This window comes from Thalassovita sp. ABM4_323 (assembly GCF_056158665.1).
In genome coordinates, this window is sequence record NZ_JBSWTS010000007.1 from 2,298,038 (window position 1) to 2,317,314 (window position 19,277).

The following is a 19,277-nucleotide window of genomic DNA, read 5'->3' on the forward strand; positions in this document are numbered from 1 at the left end:
TCCTATTGAGCGTTGCGCGGCTTTGTATAGTGTGCATTAGGGGCAAGCGAAACCGGTTTTCGGCAGGGTTGGGGTATGAACGAGGCAAAAGAACAATGGGTGCTGGGCACCATGTCAGGAACATCGCTGGACGGGGTAGATGCGGCCATGGTCCTGACCGATGGCGAACGCATTCTGGACTTTGGCGAAAGCGGCTATCGCGCCTATAGCCCCGAAGAACAGGCGGTATTGCGCGCGGCCTTGGGCAAATGGCCGATGGACGAGGGCACAGCCCTGGCGGCCGAGCTGGTCGAGAACGCCCATCTAGAGCTGCTGCGCAGCCTTGGCGGGGCGGCGTTGATCGGGTTTCACGGCCAAACTCTGGCGCATGATCCCGAGGGGCGCGGCACCCATCAGGCAGGCAATGGCGCGCGCCTGGCCGAGGAATTGCGGATCCCTGTTGTTTGGGATTTCCGTTCGGCGGATGTGCGGTTGGGCGGGCAGGGCGCGCCACTGGCCCCGTTCTACCATTTCGCCTGCGCGCAATGGATCGGCGCGCGCAAACCTCTGTGTTTCCTGAATCTGGGCGGGGTCGGAAACCTCACCTGGATTGACCCAACCAAGCCCAGCCCGGAAACCCCCGGGGCCCTGCTGGCCTTTGACACCGGTCCGGCCAATGCGCCTTTGAACGATCTGATGATGCAACGCCGCGGCGAGCCCTTCGATCGGGATGGCCTTGTGGCTGCTCAGGGACAGGTGGTGGCCGGCGCGCTCGAACTGTTCCTCGAGGACGTCTATTTTCGCAAAATGCCGCCCAAGTCTCTGGATCGCGATTCCTTTGCGGACCTGCTGGATTTGGTCCGCGAGCTGAACGATCAGGACGCCGCCGCCACCATGACCGGCATGGCCGCCGCCGCCGTGATGCAAGGGACCGAGCATTGCCCAACGCCCCCCGATCAGATCCTTGTCACCGGGGGCGGGCGGCACAATCCGGTGATGATGCAAATGCTTCAGGCCGGTCTGGATTGCCCCGTACGCCCGGTCGAAGACGCGGGCCTGGATGGCGACATGCTCGAGGCCCAGGCCTTCGCCTTTCTGGCCGCGCGGGTTGCTCGTGGCCTGTCCACCTCAGCCCCCGGCACAACTGGCGTCACGGCTCTGGTCGGAGGCGGAGAAATCTCCCACCCGCTTTAGCTTTTTCTTGGTCCAAATACCCCGGGGTCTGGGGCAGAGCCCCAGCCGTCGCCCCGCCACCCTCCTGGGATCAGGCCGAACAGCTCGCGCCGCCCAACACACAGAACTTCGCGCAATGCGGGTGGTTCAGTGCGACGTCGCGCTCGGCCTCGGCCAGGGTTGCGCCCAGCTCGAATTGCGGGTCATAGGCCAACAATGTGCAGGCCAGCACAGCCGGGCGTTCCGCCCCTTTGCGCTTTACCACCATGCGCGAAGACGAGCACATAACCGCGTCCGGCGATTTGTTCAGAATGCCCCAGCAGGCAGTGGTGATCTCGGGCACTTCGGCGCTCAGATCCATTTCCGGGAACAGCACCGTTTGGCCTGGGTTCCCGGCGTCAATGTCATATCCGCGCGATCGGAACAGTCGGGCATAGCCATCCCGCGCGCTTTCATCGCTTTCGTGCCACAAAGAGCGGCCCGCAACGGCCATCGGCACACCTGCGTCCCGCAGGAAATCCATACCTTTCAAGGTCTTCGCGAAACTTCCGGCACCCCGTTCGGCATCGTGATGGACCTCGTCCCAGTGGTCCAGGGAAATGCGTAGGGTCAGTTTGCCCGGATAGGCGGCATTCAGCGCCACAATCCCGTCGCGCATGGCCGGGCGCATCATCGGCAACATGGCATTGGTCAGAATCAGCACCTCGAAACCCGCCTCAAGCGACAGACGTGCCATCTCGATCATTTCGGGGTTCATAAAGGGCTCGCCCCCGGTAAATCCGATCTCGTGAATCGGCCAAGCGCGTTCGGCGATCTGGTCCAGATAGCTTTGCACCTCGGTGGCGGTCAGATAGACCAGCGCGTCATTCGTGGGCGAGCTTTCAATATAGCAATTGGCACAGGTGATGTTGCACAGCGTTCCGGTGTTGAACCACAGCGTTTCAGGGTGGGTCAGCGCGACAGTGGCGCGGTCCTGGCCATCGGCGGTGACCAAAGGATTCTGAAATTTGCCCTGATTGGCGGTTTGGGGCGACTGGCTGGATGAATCCTTCATTGAAACCTCATGTGACTGCGCTGAACGCAAGCTAGTGCGCGCGCTTGAATTAGAAAAGCGCCGGTTTCGGGCCTGACGCCATTGTGAATGAGCATTTGGCTGATAGGATGTGGCAAAGATCCGCGCGAATGAACGTTTGCGGATAGAGATTGTTTGCGCTAACGCTGCGCAGGGCAAAGGGCCCGATACAGGACAACCCGGCACAAGACAGGGACACCAATGGTATCACGCATTATTCCAGTAGATCCGTTTGACCTAGTGGTTTTTGGCGGCACGGGCGATCTGGCGCGGCGCAAGATTCTGCCCGCTCTGTTTCGCCGGTTTTGCGCCGGCCAGATGGAAGAGGGCACGCGCATCATTGGCGCGGCGCGCTCGGATATGGATGACGTCGCCTATCGCGCCTTCGTGGCCGAAGCACTGATCGAGTTCAACAGCGATCATAGCGGTTGCGAGCCCGGAACGATCAAGGAATTTCAGAAAATCCTGTCGTATGTCACCCTGGATGCGCGCGGCACGCAGGGCTGGGATGAACTTGCGGCCAAAATGCATCCGGGCCGGGTGCGCGCGTTTTATTTCTCGGTTGGCCCCAGCCTGTTTGGCGATCTGGCCTCGCGTCTGCATCTGCACGGCATGGCGGACAGTGACACCCGGATCGTGGTTGAAAAACCCTTTGGGCGCGATCTGGAAACCGCTCGCACGCTGAACAAATCTCTGGCCGATCACTTTGACGAAAGCCAGATCTACCGTATCGACCACTATCTGGGCAAAGAGACCGTCCAGAACCTGATGGCGATCCGGTTTGGCAACATGCTGTTCGAGCCGCTGTGGAACAGCCAATACGTCGATCACATCCAAATCACTGTGGCCGAAACCGTCGGAGTGGGCGGACGCGGCGATTATTACGACCGCTCGGGTGCGATGCGGGATATGGTGCAAAATCACCTGATGCAGTTGTTGTGCCTGATCGCGATGGAACCTCCCAGCCATTTCGACCCAGACGCGGTTCGGGATGAAAAGCTGAAAGTTATCAGGGCTTTGGGCGAGGTCGATCCCAAGGATATCGTGCGCGGTCAATATCTGGCCGAAGAGGACAAACCCGGATACCTGGAACATGTTGAAAACCCGCGCTCGCTGACAGAAAGCTTCATCGCGCTGAAACTGGACGTGGTGAACTGGCGCTGGTCGGGCACACCGTTCTACCTGCGCACGGGCAAGCGCCTGAAGGCCCGCACCAGCGAAATCGCCGTGGTGTTCAAGGAAACGCCGCACAACATTTTCGGCGATGGGTCGGGGCGTCACAGGAATATCCTGACGATCCGCTTGCAGCCCAACGAGGGCATTGATCTGGATGTCACCATCAAAGAGCCAGGCCCCGGCGGTATGCGCCTGGTGGATGTGCCGCTGGACATGACCTTCTCCGAGGCTCTGGGTCCGGATGGCGAAGATATTCCTGATGCTTACGAACGCCTGATCATGGACGTGGTCCGCGGCAATCAGACCCTGTTTATGCGCGGGGACGAGGTCGAGGCCGCCTGGGCCTGGACCGACCCTCTGATCGCAGCGTGGGAGTCCGGAGAGGTCAAGCCAATCCCCTATGACAGTGGCAGCTCGGGTCCCGAAGAAGCTCTGGCGCTGATGCATCGCGACGGGCGCAAGTGGAGGGATATTCGCATATGAAGCTGGTGGAATATGCCGATCGGGACATGCTGGCGATCGACCTGGCACAGAACCTCGCGACCGAGCTAAGCAGCGCGCTAACGCATGAGAAACGCGCCACGTTTGTGGTGCCTGGCGGGACGACTCCGGGGCCGATCTTTGATGATCTCTGTGGTGTCGATCTGGACTGGGATCGCGTCGACGTGATGCTCAGCGACGAACGCTGGGTGCCCGAGGATCATGCGCGCTCGAACACGCGGCTGTTGCGCGAGCGCTTACTGGTTGGGCCGGCGGCCAAAGCGCATTTGCTGCCCATGTATGCGCCCGCCGCCGAGCCCGAACTGGCGCTGGGGCAGCTGGAACAGGTGATCCGGCCCTATCTGCCGATTTCAGTCGCCCTGCTGGGGATGGGGGCAGACATGCATACGGCATCACTGTTCCCGGGGGCGGATCAGCTGGATTTGGCCTTGTCGGACGAGGCCCCGATTCTGGTTCCGATGCGGACCGAGGCACAGCCCGAACCGCGCATCACGCTCAGCGCGCGGGTGCTGCGCCAAGCGCTGTCTTTGCATATCGTTGTAACCGGCGAAGACAAGCGCGAGGCCTTGGAACAGGCAAGGTCCTTGCCGCCACACCAAGCCCCGGTGGCTGCGCTGCTTGAAAACGCCATCGTGCACTGGTCGCCCTGACCCTGCGGGCCATCAAGGCCGGGGTCGCCCATTTGGGCCAATCTTCGCAACGATATGGACGGGTTCTATTTTCTGAAATCGCTTATCGGGGAAGACGCTCCCGATCGGTAAAATCACCAAACGTAAGACACACAACCACCGACCGGGAACAGACAGGGCGCAGAACACCACTGCCAAGTGCCTTTCGCTAGCAGGCCCCCTGAGCTTACGCGATTTACACACGCGTCACCTTGTAAATCGCAGTTGACGTTGCGTTAGCGAGGGATGTCGAAGTCAGGATCGGCCAATGTGAAGCCGTCAAACTCAAATCCGGGCGATACTGTGCAACCAACAAGGGAAAACGCACCCGTGCTTCGAGCGGATTGCCAGTAGTGAGGTGGGACAATCAGCTGAGGCGACTGCCCTGATTCCAATTGCGGGCCCAGGATGTGGCTCTGAGCGGGGCCTTCAGCAGTTTCCGACATCGAGAGAATCAGCGGGGCTCCTGCATAGTGGTGCCAAATCTCGGCCGCATCGACCCGGTGCCAGTGGCTGCGCTCATCCGCTTGCAGCAGGAAATAGATGCAGGTGCCGGAGGCCCGTCCGTTGCTGTTGTCCTCCACCCAGGTTTGTCGATAGTGACCGCCTTCGGGATGCGGTTCCAATTGCAAATGCTGGATAATCTGCTCGGGTGTCATCGTCTGATCCTGATGCGTTGGCCGGTGATGGGATCCTAGCCGACCCAGGCCTCATGGGCCAGACGCAACCAGGTGGAACAGGGGCCCAAGCCGCCCCTGTTCCCCGGCCGCCAGAGGCTGGATCAGGCCTCGGCCTCGGCTGCGCCGGTCAGCATGCCCGCTACTTTCTCTGAAACAAATCCAAAGGCGTTGCCCAGGACAAGCGAGACAAAGATCATCACGGCCGCCATCCCCAAAGCTGCGGGTTCGCCCAGGGCGACACCGGCCAGCAGGCAAAACGCTGCGGTCGAGGCATAGCCGTAGACAGCTGCCGGAATGGTTGCCAATGCGGGCAGATGCGCCCCCAACACAAGCACCACAACCGAAACGCCCACGATGATCGAGGTCACCTCGACCCCGCCGCCGATGGTGGCGACCATGAACAAGGCGATGGCTGCGACCAGCACGCCCCAAGCATGGTTGATGGCGGATTTGACAGCACCATCCGTGCCCCCGCCCGTGTGATAAAAGCTGCCCCAGCCAATGAACAGGGCCCAGACAGACAGACCATAGGGCGTACCCAGACACAGCCAGGTGGCCACAGCGGCCAGCACACCAATAGAGATCGCCAAAGCGTTGATGAGATTCATGTTTTCCTCCCGTAAGTCAGTTTCGCCCAGCCGGTTTTTCCAAGCATGACCGGACGTGGCGAAACCATAGGAAGGCATCCAAGGCCTGCGAATGCGACCAAGGTTTATACGACCCTAACTAGGGTGACATTTTCAAAAAATTGATAAGGTACTGTTATGTATTGTAAATTTACCCGTCGCGTCGCGATGAGCGAAGAATGGCGGATTCGCACCGACATTAGACCAAAGTCGCAAACAGCCGTTTAAGCGGAGGTTTGCCTAGCAACGGTGGATGCCCATGGTGATCAATTGCTGGCCGGTCAGACAGTAATACCCCTTGAGCAAATAGCGGCCTTTCTGGATGTACCAGTGTTTGAGGCTGGGCGGATAATGGGCGGCGATTTGCTCGCTCCAGTAGTCAAAGCGCTCTTTGGGAAGCGGACGACCGTGATCCGTCGGGCCGTGAAAGCCGAACTTGGTTTCCGGGTGAACACATGTCTGGGGCAGGCCCAGAAACATCGTACAGGACGACAGACAAACGCCACCCTTAACTTCGACCCGCGTATAGTGGTTCGCGACGAACTTGATTTCCTTGATCCGTGTGGCGACATCCCCACCGTGGTCGTTCATGACCACATAAGCCGGACCATCGACGGCGATGGCTTGTGGAGGAACCCCAAAGAGCACCGATACCGTGGCTGCGATCAAGACAAAGCGCGCGATCGAAACGAACGCTTTGATTCTGCTGTCTTTGTGACGTTCTGCTCTTTCCATGCGTTCGTCCGTCGGCACTTGATTGCCGCCTCTGTGAACGCCCCCACACAACCCTTGTAACACATTCCCTAGGGTAAATCTCGGAAAAAATGCTTTTGTTTAAAATGTTTAGGGGTTTCAACCAGCCGCATAGCCCATTGTTTCGCAAGCGGTAACAATGCGCCAGATTGCTGCCCAAGTTGGGAAATGAAAAAGGCGGCAGGGCCCGAGCCTTGCCGCCTTTTTGCCGTTATTCAGCGCGTGTTAGCGATCACTTCAGGATCGAACGCCCCGCATATTCAGCGGTTTCGCCCAGCAGTTCCTCGATACGGATCAGCTGGTTGTATTTCGCCAGGCGGTCCGAACGCGACAACGAGCCGGTCTTGATCTGACCGCAGTTGGTCGCCACGGCCAGGTCGGCGATGGTGGCGTCTTCGGTCTCGCCCGAGCGGTGGCTCATCACGTTGGTATAGCGCGCGCGGTGGGCCATATCGACGGCCTTCAGCGTTTCGGTCAGCGAGCCGATCTGGTTGACCTTGACCAGCATCGAGTTGGCCACGCCCTGCGCGATGCCATCGGCCAGACGGGCGGGGTTGGTCACGAACAGGTCGTCGCCCACCAGCTGTACCTTGTCGCCGATTTTCTCGGTCAGCAGTTTCCAGCCGTCCCAGTCGTCCTCGTCCATGCCGTCCTCGATCGAGATGATCGGATAGTCGGCGCACAGGTCGGCCAGGTACTGGGCGTTTTCTTCCGAGGTCAGCGATTTGCCTTCGCCCGCGAATTCATACTTGCCGTCCTTGTAATATTCCGACGAGGCGCAATCCAGCGCCAGATAGATGTCTTCGCCCAGGGTGTAGCCGGCTTTTTCGACGGCGACCTTGATGAAGTCCAGTGCGGCGCGGGTGCTTTCGATGTTGGGGGCAAAGCCGCCCTCGTCACCGATGCCAGTGTTGTGGCCAGCGGCCGACAGTTCTTTTTTCAGAGCGTGGAACACTTCGGCGCCCATGCGGATCGCCTCTTTCACGTTCGCTGCCGACACGGGCATGATCATGAATTCCTGGATGTCGATGGGGTTGTCGGCATGTTCGCCGCCATTGATGATGTTCATCATCGGAACCGGCAGAACGCGGGCCGAGGTGCCGCCGACATAGCGGAACAGGGGCTGTGCGGTGAAGTCCGCGGCGGCCTTGGCGCAGGCCAGCGATACGCCCAAAATGGCGTTGGCGCCCAGACGGCCTTTGTTGGGGGTGCCGTCCAGCTCGATCATGGCGGCGTCGATGGCGACTTGCTCGGTCACGTCGAACCCGACCAGGGCCTCGGCGATTTCACCGTTCACGGCGGCGACAGCTTCCAGCACGCCTTTGCCCAGGTACCGGCCTTTGTCGCCGTCCCGCTTTTCCACGGCTTCATGCGCACCGGTCGAGGCGCCCGAAGGCACAGCAGCGCGGCCCATGGTGCCGTCTTCCAGGATCACGTCCACCTCGACGGTGGGGTTGCCGCGGCTGTCCAGAATTTCGCGCGCGTGAATGTCGATAATGGTGCTCATTGGGTCAGTTCCCTTTTGAAAAAGCCGTTTGAGCGCGCTTTTAGTGTGCCTTGGCTGCGGTGAAAAGAGCCAAGCAGCCAAGTTTGCGCAATCTGGGTGGGAAACAGGTGCTTTTGCGTCGATTTTGTCGCGTTCAGGCCGAGATCCCGGGCGCCGCGCGCTGTGCCAGTCGTCTTTCGCGAACAAAGGAATAGAGCCCCGATCCAATGATCAGAACCGACCCGGCATAGGTCATCAGGTCTGGGCGCTCGGCGAATACGATCATCCCCAGCAGCATCGAGAAGATCAGACGCGTGTACCGAAACGGGGTGATGGCCGACGCTTCGCCCGTGCGGGTGGAAATCACGATGGCCAGATAGCCCAGAACCCCAAAAATGACGGCGCCGGTGACCTGCGCGAACTCTTGCAGGTTCACGGTTTGGGGATGGTCTGCCCCCAGCAGCATCAGGAACGCTCCCGCTGGGATCACGGCGGCGAACCCGTGGAAGCTGACCACATACGAGGAGATATCCGTGGGTAGCTTGCGCGAGATCAGATCGCGCGTGGCAATGGCCGCCACCGCCCCCAGAACCAGAAAAGTGGCGGGGTTAAACCCGGCAAGGCCCGGCCGGATGATCAACAGGACACCGAGAAAGCCGACGGTGATGGCGCTCCAGCGGCGCCAGCCGACCTGTTCTTTCAGGAACAGCGCGGCGGCCAGGGTGATGGCCAGGGGCAGGGCCTGAAACACCGCGGCCGCCGAGGACATGGGCACCTGCGCCAGCGCGCTGACGAACAGCATCGCGCCCACGGCCTCGGACAGGGTGCGGATCAGCAAGGTCGGGGATGTCACCAGCGGGGCCAGCAGCGACTGGTTCTTGCTGATCGCGATGCCTCCGAAAATCGCCGCACCGCCCAGCCCGGCCATGATCAGCACCTGGCCGGTGGAAAAACTGTGAGTCAACGCCTTGATAAACGCGTCCTCGGCGGCGAACAGCGCCATGGACAGCGTCATCAACAAGATACCGCGGATATTGTGCATGTTGGGCCCCTTTGCTCGCCCGTCCGCTCTAGGGTGGGGCGGTGCAAAGGTAAAGCATGACGGTGCGGGACTAGCCCTTTTTGACCGGCACGCCGTAGAGCTCCAACTTGTGCCCTTTCAGGGTGTAGCCCAGCTTTTGTGCGATTTTTTCCTGCAAGGCTTCGATCTCCGGGTCGCAAAATTCGATAACCTGGCCCGTGGTCATGTCGATCAGGTGATCGTGGTGGTCGCGCTCGGCATCCTCGTATCGCGCGCGGCCATCGCCGAATTCCAGTTTTTCCAGAATCCCGGCCTCTTCAAACAGTTTCACGGTGCGATAGACGGTCGCCAGCGAAATACCGGAATCGCGGGCCGAGGCGCGGGCGTACAGCTCTTCTACGTCCGGGTGATCATCCGATTCCTCAAGCACAGCAGCAATGGTCCTGCGCTGGCCGGTCATGCGCAGGCCGATGGCTTCGCAACGGGTGGTGATCGTGTCGGTCATGGGATGGCGCGTCCTCTTTTGATTCCTATGTAAAGATTGCGCGCGGGCATTTCCAGACGGTTTTCATCCGCGATCTTGACTTGCGGGGTATAGGATATATCTTATATCAATATCCGAGTCCGCCCGAAAGGAGCGATACCAATGCGAAACCTGCCGAAAACCAATGCCATCTCTATTCATGACCTGACGCAAGGGGATGGAGGATTGGATATGGCGCGCCTGTCCCTTGGGGACGTGGCGCCAGTGCAGCCCGTGCATCTGGATGGCGGGCAACAGACCGATATGCAACTGCGCGACGGGCAGGTCGTTTTGCTGGCCAACGAGGGCGTGGATACGCGCCTGTTCGATCTGGTGCAGCGCGTGATGCGCCAGGGCGAGGCCTTGCTGGAAACCCGGCGCGAAGCCACGATTGACAAGCTGGTCGAGGCCGCCTTGGATCTGGTGCCGCCCAAACCCGCCGAGCTGAAATTGCAGGACGCAGTGGCGCGGTTCCGGCTGAAATTCCTGCAATCCGAGCCCTGCTATTCCAGCACGGACCTGCACACGCTGAGTGGCAGCACCGGGCGCAACCGCTCGCAGGTTGCGGCGCGGATGAAGGCCAAGCAGCAGGTTTTTGCTGTTCGCCATGGCGACAAGGACCTGTTCCCGGCGTTTCAGTTTGACGCCAACGGCAAGCCCTGGCCGATCATGGCGCAGGTCTTGGCCGCTTTGCCGGATCGCATGACCCCTTGGGACATCGCGGGCTGGTTCGTGCGGCGTAACATGGATCTGGGCGGGGCTGTCCCGCGGGACTTACTGGCAGAGGGCGATGCGCGCGTTGTCCAGGCCGCTGCCATGGCCGGGGAGGGACCCATTGGCTGAGCGCGGGGATCTCTCTCATGTTTCTTACAAGTCCTGGCCTGTTACCACCCCGCTGTTCCGCATCCATGCCAGCGCCTTTCATGCCACTCAGTTCAATCCTTGCCGGGGGGATCCTACGCGGTTCGCGCCGATCTGGGTTGGCGAGGACTGCGTGCCCACGCTCTATGGAGCGGATACTCTGCGGGCGGCGCTGGCCGAGACTGTGCTGCATGATCTGGATGTGGCCGATCCTTTTGCCTCGATCCCGGAATGGAAGCTTACCGATCGCAGCCTGTCCATGGTCCTGCCGACCCGCCCGCTGAAGCTGATCCAGCTGTATCGGCTGGAGCTGGGAAAGATGGGCCGCGATCACGCAGCGCATTTTGCTTTTGACCGGGGGGCCTATACTCTGTGCCAGGGATTGGCGGCAGAGCTGTATCAAATGCACCCGGATGCGGATGGGTTGATCTGGATGTCCGTGCGTGATGATACCCGGCGGGCCTGTCTGTTGTTCGAAGATCGCGCGGGCGCTGCGCTGACCAGAATGTCCGAAGAGCCTCTGGCGCGGAAGGGCCCCGCGATGGACACGGTTTTGTCCGAACTGGCCGCGCTGGATATCGACGTCAGCTAGGCCAAACGGCGAAATCCCTTGACTTTCACCCATTTGCCCCCCATTTGAGCGGCCAAGAGGCGCCCTCTGCCGCGTGAGCAGGGGCACGGCGGGCAACGGACCCGCGCCAAGGGATATCCCCATACGGGGAAACCTCCCAACGGGGCGCCACCTTACGATTTCCCAAAATCACGCGTGGGATTGGCCGTCAGCAGCCGGTGGGTACGAGGCCCCCGGAACGCGCTTGCGGCAACCACCGAACCGGCGGGCAGGGGCCCGCCTTATCTGTGCTTTGCATGATGCAGGGCCGAAAGGACTATTCGTGAACCAATTCGAAATGATGGGCATCTCGCCCAAACTGGCCGCCCGGATCGAGGCATTGGGCCTGAAGGAACCCACCCCCATCCAGCAACGCGCCATCCCTCTGGCGCTGGAAGGCCGTGACGTGATGGGTCTGGCCCAGACGGGCACCGGCAAAACGGCGGCTTTTGGGTTGCCGCTGGTGGAAATGCTGGCCGGACTGGGCAAGCCCGAACCCAAAACCGTGCGCGGCCTGATCCTGGCGCCAACGCGCGAGCTGGCCAAACAGATCAGCGACACGCTGCGCGATTTCGTGGCGGGCACCCCGATGAAGGTAACGCTGGTCGTGGGCGGCGCCTCGATCAACGCGCAAAGCAAACGACTGGAGCGTGGCACCGACCTGTTGGTGGCCACGCCGGGCCGTTTGATCGACCTGCTAGAGCGCAAGGCTCTGCGCTTGGAAAAGGCCAAATTCCTGGTGCTGGACGAGGCCGATCAGATGCTGGACCTGGGCTTTATCCACGCCCTGCGCCAGATCGCCAAGGTCCTGCCCGAGGAACGCCACACCATGCTGTTCTCGGCCACCATGCCCAAGCAGATGTCGGAAATCGCCGAAGCCTATCTGAAAAATCCGCAGCGGGTGCAGGTGAACCCTCCGGGCAAGGCCGCGGACAAGATCGACCAGTCGATCCATTTCATTGCAAAGGCCGAAAAAACCAATCTTCTGAAAGAGTTGCTGGCCGAACACAAAGACGAGCTGTCGGTCGTCTTTGGCCGCACCAAACACGGGATGGAACGTCTGGCCCGCACGCTGGACAAGGCCGGTTTCGCGGTTGTGGCCGTACATGGCAACAAAAGCCAGGGCCAGCGGGAACGCGCGATTGCGTCTGTGCGCTCGGGCGAGGCCAAGGTGCTGGTCGCCACCGATGTGGCCGCGCGGGGTCTGGATATTCCGGCGGTGCGCCATGTGTATAACTATGAATTGCCGAACGTCCCGGAAAACTATGTTCACCGTATTGGCCGCACCGCGCGCGCCGGACGCGACGGCAAGGCGGTTGCCTTTTGTGCGCCCGATGAAATGGGCCAGTTGAAGGACATCCAGAAGGTGATGAAGCTGAGCATCCCCGTTGCCTCGGGGCGTCCGTGGGAACCGGTTGAACCGCACAAGAAATCGGGGGGCGGTGGCCGTCCTGGTGGTGGCGGCGGCGGGCGTCGTCGCGGTGGCAAACCCGGCGGTCCCGGTGGCAGCGGCAAACCGGGGGGCAAGCCCTTTCGCGGCCGTCGCGGTGGTGGCCCCAAGCGCAGCAACCGCGCAGCGTAATAGGGGAAACGGGGCAGGGGAAACCTTGCCCCGTTTTCGTTACATCAGCTCGGGTTCACGGCCCACTTTGGCGGCCAGTTTGCCCACGCTCAGCCCCTGCACGATGATCGAGAACACGACCACGATATAGGTGGCCGTCAGGATCAGCGGCTTCCATTCATTGTCCGGCAAGGCCAGCGCCAGCGCGACCGAGATCCCGCCCTTTAGCCCGCCCCAGGTCATGATCGGGATCACGCCGGGGCCGAATTGACGCGGGCCGCCGACCAGCATGATGGGCACAGCCACGGCGGCCAGTCGCGCTACCAGCGCCAGAGCGATCGCCAGAACGCCGGCGGTCAGATAAGACAGCTCGAACGCGACGGCGAAGACCTCGAACCCGATCAGCAGGAACAGGACCGCGTTCAGGATTTCATCGACCAGCTCCCAAAAGGCATCGACATAGCGGCGGGTTTCTTCGGTCATCCCGTGCTTGGTGCCGATGTCTCCGATCAGCAACCCCGCGCAGACAGCCATGATCGGGGCCGAGACATGCAGCCACACCGCCAGCTCGTAACCCCCAAAGGCCAGGCCCAGGGTCAGCAGCACCTCGAGCGGGTAGTCATCAATATGGCGCATCACGCGGAACACCAGCCAGCCCAGCACGATGCCCAGGATCGCGCCGCCGGCGGCCTCTTGCAGGAACAGCATCACCGCGAATTCGGCGTCGGGGGCGTGATCCCCGTGAGATCCCGCGGCGGGAAAGGCCATCGCCACCAGAACCAGATAGACCACATACCCCACGCCGTCGTTGAACAGGGATTCCCCCGCGATCTTGGTTTCCAGGGACTTGCGCAGGCTGGCCCCGCGCAAAACCCCCATCACTGCCACCGGATCCGTGGGCGAGATCAACGAGCCAAACACCAGCGCCACCATCAGCGGCATTCCGGTAATCCAGCTGAAGGCCACGCCGACAATCGCGGTGGACAGGCCCACGCCCAGCGTGGCCATCAGCACCACGACCTTCCACTGGGCTTTCAGATCCGCCAGTTTGACATGCAGCGCACCAGCAAACAACAACAGGCCCAGCATGCCTTCGAGCAGCGCATCGGAAAAATCAATGCCCAGGATCACGCCGCGCGCCGTATCTGCGATGCCAAGGCCCGGAACGAACAGATCGACCACCAGCACCCCGACCGAGGCCAGCAGCGACACGACCAGAATACCTATGGCCGAGGGCAGTTTCAGGAACAGATAGTTGATCGCGCCGAACACTCCGGCAAGGACAATCAAGAGAGAGGTGATTTGTAGAAAATTCATCGCGGACTCGGGCAAAAGGAAACAGATTTTCCATGGCCTAACACGGATGGGGCCAGCGGGACAGTTGGTTTAGGCCCGTCCAAGGGTCATCCAAACGGGCAAGTGATCGCTGGCCACGCGGGCGGGCTGGGCCGTGTAAACACCCGTTGCGTTTGCTGTCAGATCCGGAGAGATCGCAAAGCGGTCCAGCGGGGCTACGGGGCGCACCGCTGGGAAGCTGGCCCGCGCGGGCAGGAAATCCTGCCCCTGCAACAACGTGTCCATTGGCCGGTCGGACCCCCATTCATTGAAATCCCCGGCAATCACTGTGGGCATGGCGGGCAGGTCGTGCAGGGCGCGGGCGATGGCGGCGATCTGCAACAGGCGATAGCGTCGGATCAGGCCCAAATGCACGCCGATCACCCGCAAAGGGCCAATGTCGGTGTCCAGATCGGCGCGAATGGCCCCGCGTGGCTCGAGCCCTGGCAACTCCAGATGCGAAGTGGCCCGCAGCCCGACACCAGGCCGCACCAACATCGCATTGCCGTGCCAACCCAGCGATCCTCCGGGTTGACCAAAGGGCAGGATATGCCAACCGTCATCCTCGATCATGTCGTGGGGCAGGGCCGCCGGGCGCGGAGGCAGGCGCTTGTCAGCCTCTTGCAATACGACGATCTGGGCCCCCAGCCCGTTGATGACGCTCAAAGATCGGTCCGGGCGCCGCCGCAGATCCATCCCGATGCATTTCTGAAGGTTATAGCTTGCAATACGCAGGTAAGATGCGCTCATATTTGCCACTACAGCACGCGCAGAAAAGGAAGTCACGGGGTGTTCGGGGAACAGGCTTGGCTGACACGGATTATTTGGATCCTGTTGCTGGTTTTGGCAGCATGGGCGCTGGTGACATTTCGTTGGTCTCTGGCCTTTGTGGCGCTGATGACGCTGGCGGTGTCGATGGCGCCTGTCCTGTTGGCGCGATGGGTGCAGATCAAGGTGCCCCCGGGTTTTATTGCTGCCATCGTTCTATTCGTATCAGGCACCCTCTTTTTGGGTGAAAGCTTTGATTTTTATAACCGTTTTTGGTGGTGGGATATCGCCATGCACGGGGGCAGCGCGGTGGGCTTTGGGCTGATCGGGTTCGTGCTGATCTTCATGATGTTCCAGGGGGACAGGTTCGCCGCTCCGCATGTGGTGATCGCCTTTTTCGCGTTTTGCTTTGCGATGACAGTCGGTGCCGTATGGGAGATTTTTGAATTCGCCATGGACCAGATGTTTGGCCTCAATATGCAGAAATCCGGCTTGCTGGACACGATGGGAGACCTGATCGTCGACACCGCCGGTGCGTTCTTTGGCGCGGCCTGCGGGTGGCTGTATCTAAAGGGGCAGGATTACGGTGGACCTGTGCGCATGATCGATGATTTCGTGCAGCGCAACCCGCGGTTCTTCCGCAGACATCGGCCGCACAAAGACGATTGACCCGCGAAACATCGCGCGCTCTTCTGCCCGGATGGAGCGCAAAGACAGAATTGACACGTTCGGCGCGATCTCACTGGTTGTGTTCAGCCTGTTGCTGGCGGTGAACCAGGTGATCGTAAAGCTGGGCAATGCCGGGTTTCAGCCGGTATTTATGGCGGGGGTGCGCTCGGTTGGAGCGTTGGCTGTTCTGCTGCTGTGGATGCGATTTCGAGGCATTCCCCTGACCATACGCAAGGGCACGGTTTGGCCCGGTCTTCTGCTGGGGGCACTGTTCGCGCAAGAGTTTATCGCGCTCTTCTGGGCGCTGGATCACACCACGGTTTCGCGGGCTTCGTTGCTGTTTTACACCATGCCGGTGATGCTTTCGATTGCTGCGCATTTTCTGCTGCCGAACGAGCGCCTGACCCCGATGCGCAGTCTTGGTCTGGCTTGCGCCATTGGCGGAGTTGCTCTGGTTTTGACGGGTCGCCCCGGCGGCGGGGAGGCCAGCCTGGCCGGGGACCTGGCCGCTCTTGCGGGTGCGGCCGGATGGGCCGGGATCGCGCTGACCTTGCGGCTGACTGCCCTGTCAGGTGAGCGCGCCGAGATTCAGCTGTTCTGGCAATTGCTCGGCTCGGCGGTGCTGCTGCTGCTGGCCGCCCCGCTTTTTGGTCCGTTCCTGCGCGAGCCAACCTGGTGGCACGTGGCGGGAATGGTCTATCAGATCTTGGCGGTGGCCAGTTTCGGATTTCTGTTTTGGGTGTTTCTAATTGGCATTTACCCGGCCTCGAGTGTGGCCAGTTTTGCCTTTCTGACACCGGTTTTGGGGGTCGGTTTGGGCTGGTTGGTTCTGGGCGAGGAGCTGGGCGGCAACGTGATCGCCGCCCTATGCCTGGTGGCGGTTGGCATTGTGCTGATCAATCGCCGATAGTGCGGCGCCTGCAGCCTCGGTGGGATTTGGGTATTTTTGCCAAGAAAAAGCAGCTTAGGTGCCGCAGAACGTCTGGCGGACCTCTTCGCCCGGTAGGGGGGGATGGGTAAGATCCGTGAAGTCGGCGCTGTCCTCGTATGGGTGGGCCAGACCAGCCATGAGATGGTGAAAGGGCGCCATGTCGCCCGCGACTGCGGCCTGGATCATTTGCTCGATCCGGTGATTGCGCGGGATGCGCGCGGGGTTGACCGATTGCATCAGGGCTTGGGGATCGGGCTCGGCGGCCAGGCGCGCGCGCCAGGTGGGCTCCCAGGTATCAAATGTGGTGGGATCGGTGAACTGGTCGCGCGGGTTTGACCCGGTGGCCAGCGCGCGGAAGGTATTGGTGAAATCGGCCTTTTGTTCGGCCATCAGGGACAGCAGCGCGGTGATCAGGGGCTCGTCCTGGGCGGAGGCGTCGGCCAGCCCGATTTTCTGGCCGAAGGCGCGGGTCCAGGCGGTTTTGATTTGTCCAGCCATGCCATGAACGGCGGCGGTGAAATCCTGAATGGCGCCGTCGCTGTCGGGCATCAGTGGCACCAGCGAGGTGGCCAGCTGTGCCATGTTCCAGGCGATGATATTGGCTTGGTTATCATAGGCATAGCGCCCCTGCCGGTCGATCGAGGAATAGACTGTCACCGGATGGTAGCTGTCCATATAAGCGGCCGGGCCATAGTCGATGGTTTCGCCCGAGATACTGGTATTGTCGGTGTTCATCACCCCATGGATAAACCCAATCGACAGCCATTTGACGACCAGATCAATCTGGCGGGCAATGACCTGTTGCAGGAAGTCCAGCGGTGTCTCGGCGCTCGGATAGTGTCGGTCGCGGGCGTATTCGAACAGGGTGCGCAGCGCCTCCTGGTCCTGGCGGGCTGCGAAATACTGAAAGGTGCCCACGCGCAGATGGCTGGCAGCCACACGGGTCAGGATGGCGCCGGGATAAGCGCGCTCGCGTTGGATGCGCTCGCCGGTAGAGACAGAAGCCAGGGCGCGGGTCGTGGGAATGCCAAGAGCATGCATCGCTTCGCTGAGCACATATTCGCGCAGCACCGGCCCCATCCAGGCACGCCCGTCTCCGTTACGGCTGAACGGGGTGCGCCCCGAGCCCTTGAGCTGGATATCCCGGCGCGTTCCGTGGCGATCGATCACCTCGCCCAGCAGAATCGCGCGCCCATCGCCCAGTTGCGCAGAGAAGCCACCAAACTGATGGCCTGCATAGGCCTGGGCCAGGGGCTCGGCACCATGCGGTTGCGTATTGCCCGCAAAAACCTGGGCCATGTCCTCGGGCGTGCCGGGGGTCAGGCCCAGATCCTGCGCCAGGGTGTCGTTGAAGGCCAGCAACCGTGGATCCGACACAGGCGTGGGCGCCAGTCGGGCATAGAATTTGGGGGGAAGCGCAGCATAGCTGTTCTGGAAGGGAATGATCATGGGCATGGCACTGGAAATATGACGTTTTGCAAGCGGGGCAAGGCTACTTTCGTGTCATCAGAACATAGTTGTCGCGCGCGGCAAACCGAAGCTTTTGATAGAACCGGCGGGTTTGATCATCGTCTTTGCGAACTTCCAAATGCAGCGCCTTCATTCCGGCATCAGACAAGGCTTTGGTCAGTTGCGACAGGACCTCGGATCCGATGCCGCGCCCGCGCACGCCGGGGCGGACATAAATCTCGTCCAGAAATCCGTCCATGCCGCCAAATTCGACCGACCACCCAAAGCAGATCACCACATACCCGATCGGAGCCTTTTGCGGCCCCATCAGATAGACAACCCCGTGCGGCGAGCCCTCCAGCAACGGCGCGATCCCCGCCTCGCGCGAAGCAGCGTCGCTGTCGATCCCCATTTCCGCGTGGAATGCAGCCACCAAGGGCAGAATACGCGCACCATCCTCGGGGCGGGCTAAATGTAGTGCGGTCACAGGCGGGCCAACCTTTCCGTCAGCAGGTCAAAGAACCCATCCGCATCGATATCCCCCATGAACATCGCATTGGGCGCACGCCCCGACACCCGCCACCAATCGGCAACGGTCATGCCCAGGGTCAAATCCGACCCCGTTTCGATCTCGACATTGATATGGCGCCCCGAAAACAGATCCGGCCGGATCAGATAGGCTGTCACACAGGGATCATGCAGCGGCGCACCCAAACTGCCGTATTTTTCCTTGTCGAAGCGCTCGAAAAAGTCGGTCATCTCGGCCACAGCCACCCCGACCGGGGTGCCAAGCGCGCGAAAGGCCTCATTGCGCGGCTGCGTGACCAGCACCTTGTGCGTCACATCCAGCGGCATCACCACGATCGGCACGCCCGAGCAAAACACGACCTCAGCGGCCTGAGGATCAACATAGATGTTGAATTCTGCCGTCGGAGTAATGTTGCCGACTTCGAAATAGGCCCCCCCCATCATCACGATTTCGCGCACGCGCCCAACGATGTCCGGCGCTGCTTCAAAGGCCGTTGCGATATTGGTCAGAGGCCCCAAGGTACACAGTGTCACGGTCCCCGCAGGCTCGGTGCGCAACGTGTCGACAAGGAAGTCAACCGCGTGCTGCTTCTGCAAGGGCATGACCGGATCGGGCAAAACCGGCCCATCCAGACCGGTGCGCCCATGCACATGCTCGGCCGTCACCAGGTCGCGCCGTAACGGGCGATCACAGCCGGCAAACACCCGCATCTCGGGGCGCCCAGCCAACTCGCACACTTTACGCGCATTCAGTGCCGTCAGCTCCAGCGGCACATTGCCCGCAACGGCGGTCAGCCCCAGTACCTCGATCTCTTCGGGGCTGGCCAGTGCCAACAGAATGGCCACCGCATCGTCTTGTCCGGGGTCCGTGTCGATGATGATCCGATGCTTGGCCATGCGCGCTCCT

The 19,277-nt window shown here is 61.2% G+C and carries 20 protein-coding genes; 8 read left to right on the plus strand and 12 right to left on the minus strand.

Features of this window, described 5'->3' with window-relative positions; genetic code table 11:
- The first annotated feature begins 75 nt into the window (after positions 1-75).
- Complete coding sequence (locus ACXADQ_RS13785; RefSeq protein ID WP_475321585.1) at positions 76-1,173, plus strand: anhydro-N-acetylmuramic acid kinase; 1,098 nt, start codon at positions 76-78, stop codon at positions 1,171-1,173.
- A gap of 70 nt (positions 1,174-1,243) precedes the next feature.
- Here the strand turns inward: ACXADQ_RS13785 and ACXADQ_RS13790 are convergent, their stop codons facing one another.
- The gene (locus ACXADQ_RS13790; protein ID WP_475321588.1) at positions 1,244-2,206 is read right to left on the minus strand and encodes a radical SAM protein; all 963 of its coding nucleotides are present in this window, start codon (positions 2,204-2,206) and stop codon (positions 1,244-1,246) included.
- Positions 2,207-2,425: 219 nt separating this feature from the next.
- Between ACXADQ_RS13790 and zwf the strand changes: the two genes are divergently transcribed.
- Complete coding sequence (gene zwf / locus ACXADQ_RS13795; RefSeq protein ID WP_475321593.1) at positions 2,426-3,883, plus strand: glucose-6-phosphate dehydrogenase; 1,458 nt, start codon at positions 2,426-2,428, stop codon at positions 3,881-3,883.
- A complete protein-coding gene (pgl, locus tag ACXADQ_RS13800) occupies positions 3,880-4,551 on the plus strand; it encodes a 6-phosphogluconolactonase (protein WP_475321598.1) in 672 nt (223 codons plus the stop codon). Before zwf ends, pgl begins: the two co-directional genes overlap by 4 nt.
- Before the next feature lie 254 nt (positions 4,552-4,805).
- On the opposite strand, the gene ACXADQ_RS13805 is transcribed toward pgl, so the two are convergent.
- From ACXADQ_RS13805 to ACXADQ_RS13830, 6 genes are all read right to left on the minus strand, one after another.
- Positions 4,806-5,228, minus strand: a complete 423-nt coding sequence (locus tag ACXADQ_RS13805; protein WP_475321601.1) for a cupin domain-containing protein — start codon at positions 5,226-5,228, stop codon at positions 4,806-4,808.
- A gap of 122 nt (positions 5,229-5,350) precedes the next feature.
- Positions 5,351-5,857, minus strand: coding sequence for a DUF1097 domain-containing protein (locus tag ACXADQ_RS13810; RefSeq protein ID WP_475321604.1), 507 nt, complete (start codon positions 5,855-5,857; stop codon positions 5,351-5,353).
- Positions 5,858-6,115: 258 nt separating this feature from the next.
- On the minus strand, positions 6,116-6,610 hold the full coding sequence (locus ACXADQ_RS13815; protein WP_475321606.1) for a hypothetical protein: 495 nt from the start codon (positions 6,608-6,610) through the stop codon (positions 6,116-6,118).
- Between the two features lie 250 nt (positions 6,611-6,860).
- On the minus strand, positions 6,861-8,135 hold the full coding sequence (gene eno, locus ACXADQ_RS13820; RefSeq protein WP_475321609.1) for a phosphopyruvate hydratase: 1,275 nt from the start codon (positions 8,133-8,135) through the stop codon (positions 6,861-6,863).
- A 133-nt stretch (positions 8,136-8,268) separates the two neighbouring features.
- Positions 8,269-9,156 (minus strand): DMT family transporter, encoded by an 888-nt coding sequence (locus ACXADQ_RS13825; RefSeq protein WP_475321611.1) that lies wholly within the window; start codon positions 9,154-9,156, stop codon positions 8,269-8,271.
- A gap of 70 nt (positions 9,157-9,226) precedes the next feature.
- A complete protein-coding gene (locus ACXADQ_RS13830; RefSeq protein ID WP_475321613.1) occupies positions 9,227-9,640 on the minus strand; it encodes a Fur family transcriptional regulator in 414 nt (137 codons plus the stop codon).
- A 141-nt stretch (positions 9,641-9,781) separates the two neighbouring features.
- On the opposite strand from ACXADQ_RS13830, the gene ACXADQ_RS13835 reads away from it, so the two are divergent.
- From ACXADQ_RS13835 to ACXADQ_RS13845, 3 genes are all read left to right on the plus strand, one after another.
- Positions 9,782-10,501: a hypothetical protein gene (locus ACXADQ_RS13835; protein ID WP_475321616.1), complete on the plus strand. Its 720-nt coding sequence runs from the start codon at positions 9,782-9,784 to the stop codon at positions 10,499-10,501.
- Positions 10,494-11,111 carry an RES family NAD+ phosphorylase gene (locus tag ACXADQ_RS13840; RefSeq protein WP_475321621.1) on the plus strand — a complete coding sequence of 206 codons (618 nt, stop codon included), beginning with the start codon at positions 10,494-10,496 and terminating at the stop codon, positions 11,109-11,111. The genes ACXADQ_RS13835 and ACXADQ_RS13840 overlap by 8 nt, the downstream gene beginning before the upstream one ends.
- 301 nt (positions 11,112-11,412) lie before the next feature.
- Complete coding sequence (locus ACXADQ_RS13845; protein WP_475321625.1) at positions 11,413-12,711, plus strand: DEAD/DEAH box helicase; 1,299 nt, start codon at positions 11,413-11,415, stop codon at positions 12,709-12,711.
- A gap of 39 nt (positions 12,712-12,750) precedes the next feature.
- Here ACXADQ_RS13845 and ACXADQ_RS13850 read toward each other — a convergent pair whose 3' ends face one another.
- Positions 12,751-14,007, minus strand: coding sequence for a cation:proton antiporter (locus ACXADQ_RS13850; RefSeq protein WP_475321628.1), 1,257 nt, complete (start codon positions 14,005-14,007; stop codon positions 12,751-12,753).
- Positions 14,008-14,076: 69 nt separating this feature from the next.
- On the minus strand, positions 14,077-14,775 hold the full coding sequence (locus ACXADQ_RS13855; RefSeq protein ID WP_475321631.1) for an endonuclease/exonuclease/phosphatase family protein: 699 nt from the start codon (positions 14,773-14,775) through the stop codon (positions 14,077-14,079).
- A gap of 39 nt (positions 14,776-14,814) precedes the next feature.
- Here ACXADQ_RS13855 and ACXADQ_RS13860 point away from each other — a divergent pair, with 39 nt between their 5' ends.
- Entirely contained in the window at positions 14,815-15,462 is a 648-nt protein-coding gene (locus ACXADQ_RS13860) for a DUF2238 domain-containing protein (protein WP_475321634.1), read from the plus strand.
- A gap of 31 nt (positions 15,463-15,493) precedes the next feature.
- Positions 15,494-16,372, plus strand: a complete 879-nt coding sequence (locus ACXADQ_RS13865) for a DMT family transporter (protein WP_475321637.1) — start codon at positions 15,494-15,496, stop codon at positions 16,370-16,372.
- A gap of 54 nt (positions 16,373-16,426) precedes the next feature.
- Here the strand turns inward: ACXADQ_RS13865 and ACXADQ_RS13870 are convergent, their stop codons facing one another.
- From ACXADQ_RS13870 to ACXADQ_RS13880, 3 genes are read right to left on the minus strand one after another with little or no spacing between them, the layout of a single operon-like run.
- Positions 16,427-17,848, minus strand: coding sequence for a protein adenylyltransferase SelO (locus ACXADQ_RS13870; protein WP_475321640.1), 1,422 nt, complete (start codon positions 17,846-17,848; stop codon positions 16,427-16,429).
- A gap of 37 nt (positions 17,849-17,885) precedes the next feature.
- Positions 17,886-18,329 carry a GNAT family N-acetyltransferase gene (locus ACXADQ_RS13875; protein ID WP_475321642.1) on the minus strand — a complete coding sequence of 148 codons (444 nt, stop codon included), beginning with the start codon at positions 18,327-18,329 and terminating at the stop codon, positions 17,886-17,888.
- Entirely contained in the window at positions 18,326-19,267 is a 942-nt protein-coding gene (locus ACXADQ_RS13880; RefSeq protein ID WP_475321644.1) for a nucleoside hydrolase, read from the minus strand. The genes ACXADQ_RS13875 and ACXADQ_RS13880 overlap by 4 nt, the downstream gene beginning before the upstream one ends.
- Positions 19,268-19,277 lie beyond the last annotated feature (10 nt).

Bases quoted from the DNA above. Each gene is read 5' to 3' on its own strand.
- ACXADQ_RS13785 (WP_475321585.1), top strand. From the start codon at position 76: ATGAACGAGGCAAAAGAACAATGGGTGCTGGGCACCATGTCAGGAACA.
- ACXADQ_RS13790 (WP_475321588.1), bottom strand. From the start codon at position 2,206: ATGAAGGATTCATCCAGCCAGTCGCCCCAAACCGCCAATCAGGGCAAA.
- zwf (WP_475321593.1), top strand. From the start codon at position 2,426: ATGGTATCACGCATTATTCCAGTAGATCCGTTTGACCTAGTGGTTTTT.
- pgl (WP_475321598.1), top strand. From the start codon at position 3,880: ATGAAGCTGGTGGAATATGCCGATCGGGACATGCTGGCGATCGACCTG.
- ACXADQ_RS13805 (WP_475321601.1), bottom strand. From the start codon at position 5,228: ATGACACCCGAGCAGATTATCCAGCATTTGCAATTGGAACCGCATCCC.
- ACXADQ_RS13810 (WP_475321604.1), bottom strand. From the start codon at position 5,857: ATGAATCTCATCAACGCTTTGGCGATCTCTATTGGTGTGCTGGCCGCT.
- ACXADQ_RS13815 (WP_475321606.1), bottom strand. From the start codon at position 6,610: ATGGAAAGAGCAGAACGTCACAAAGACAGCAGAATCAAAGCGTTCGTT.
- eno (WP_475321609.1), bottom strand. From the start codon at position 8,135: ATGAGCACCATTATCGACATTCACGCGCGCGAAATTCTGGACAGCCGC.
- ACXADQ_RS13825 (WP_475321611.1), bottom strand. From the start codon at position 9,156: ATGCACAATATCCGCGGTATCTTGTTGATGACGCTGTCCATGGCGCTG.
- ACXADQ_RS13830 (WP_475321613.1), bottom strand. From the start codon at position 9,640: ATGACCGACACGATCACCACCCGTTGCGAAGCCATCGGCCTGCGCATG.
- ACXADQ_RS13835 (WP_475321616.1), top strand. From the start codon at position 9,782: ATGCGAAACCTGCCGAAAACCAATGCCATCTCTATTCATGACCTGACG.
- ACXADQ_RS13850 (WP_475321628.1), bottom strand. From the start codon at position 14,007: ATGAATTTTCTACAAATCACCTCTCTCTTGATTGTCCTTGCCGGAGTG.
- ACXADQ_RS13855 (WP_475321631.1), bottom strand. From the start codon at position 14,775: ATGAGCGCATCTTACCTGCGTATTGCAAGCTATAACCTTCAGAAATGC.
- ACXADQ_RS13865 (WP_475321637.1), top strand. From the start codon at position 15,494: ATGGAGCGCAAAGACAGAATTGACACGTTCGGCGCGATCTCACTGGTT.
- ACXADQ_RS13870 (WP_475321640.1), bottom strand. From the start codon at position 17,848: ATGCCCATGATCATTCCCTTCCAGAACAGCTATGCTGCGCTTCCCCCC.
- ACXADQ_RS13880 (WP_475321644.1), bottom strand. From the start codon at position 19,267: ATGGCCAAGCATCGGATCATCATCGACACGGACCCCGGACAAGACGAT.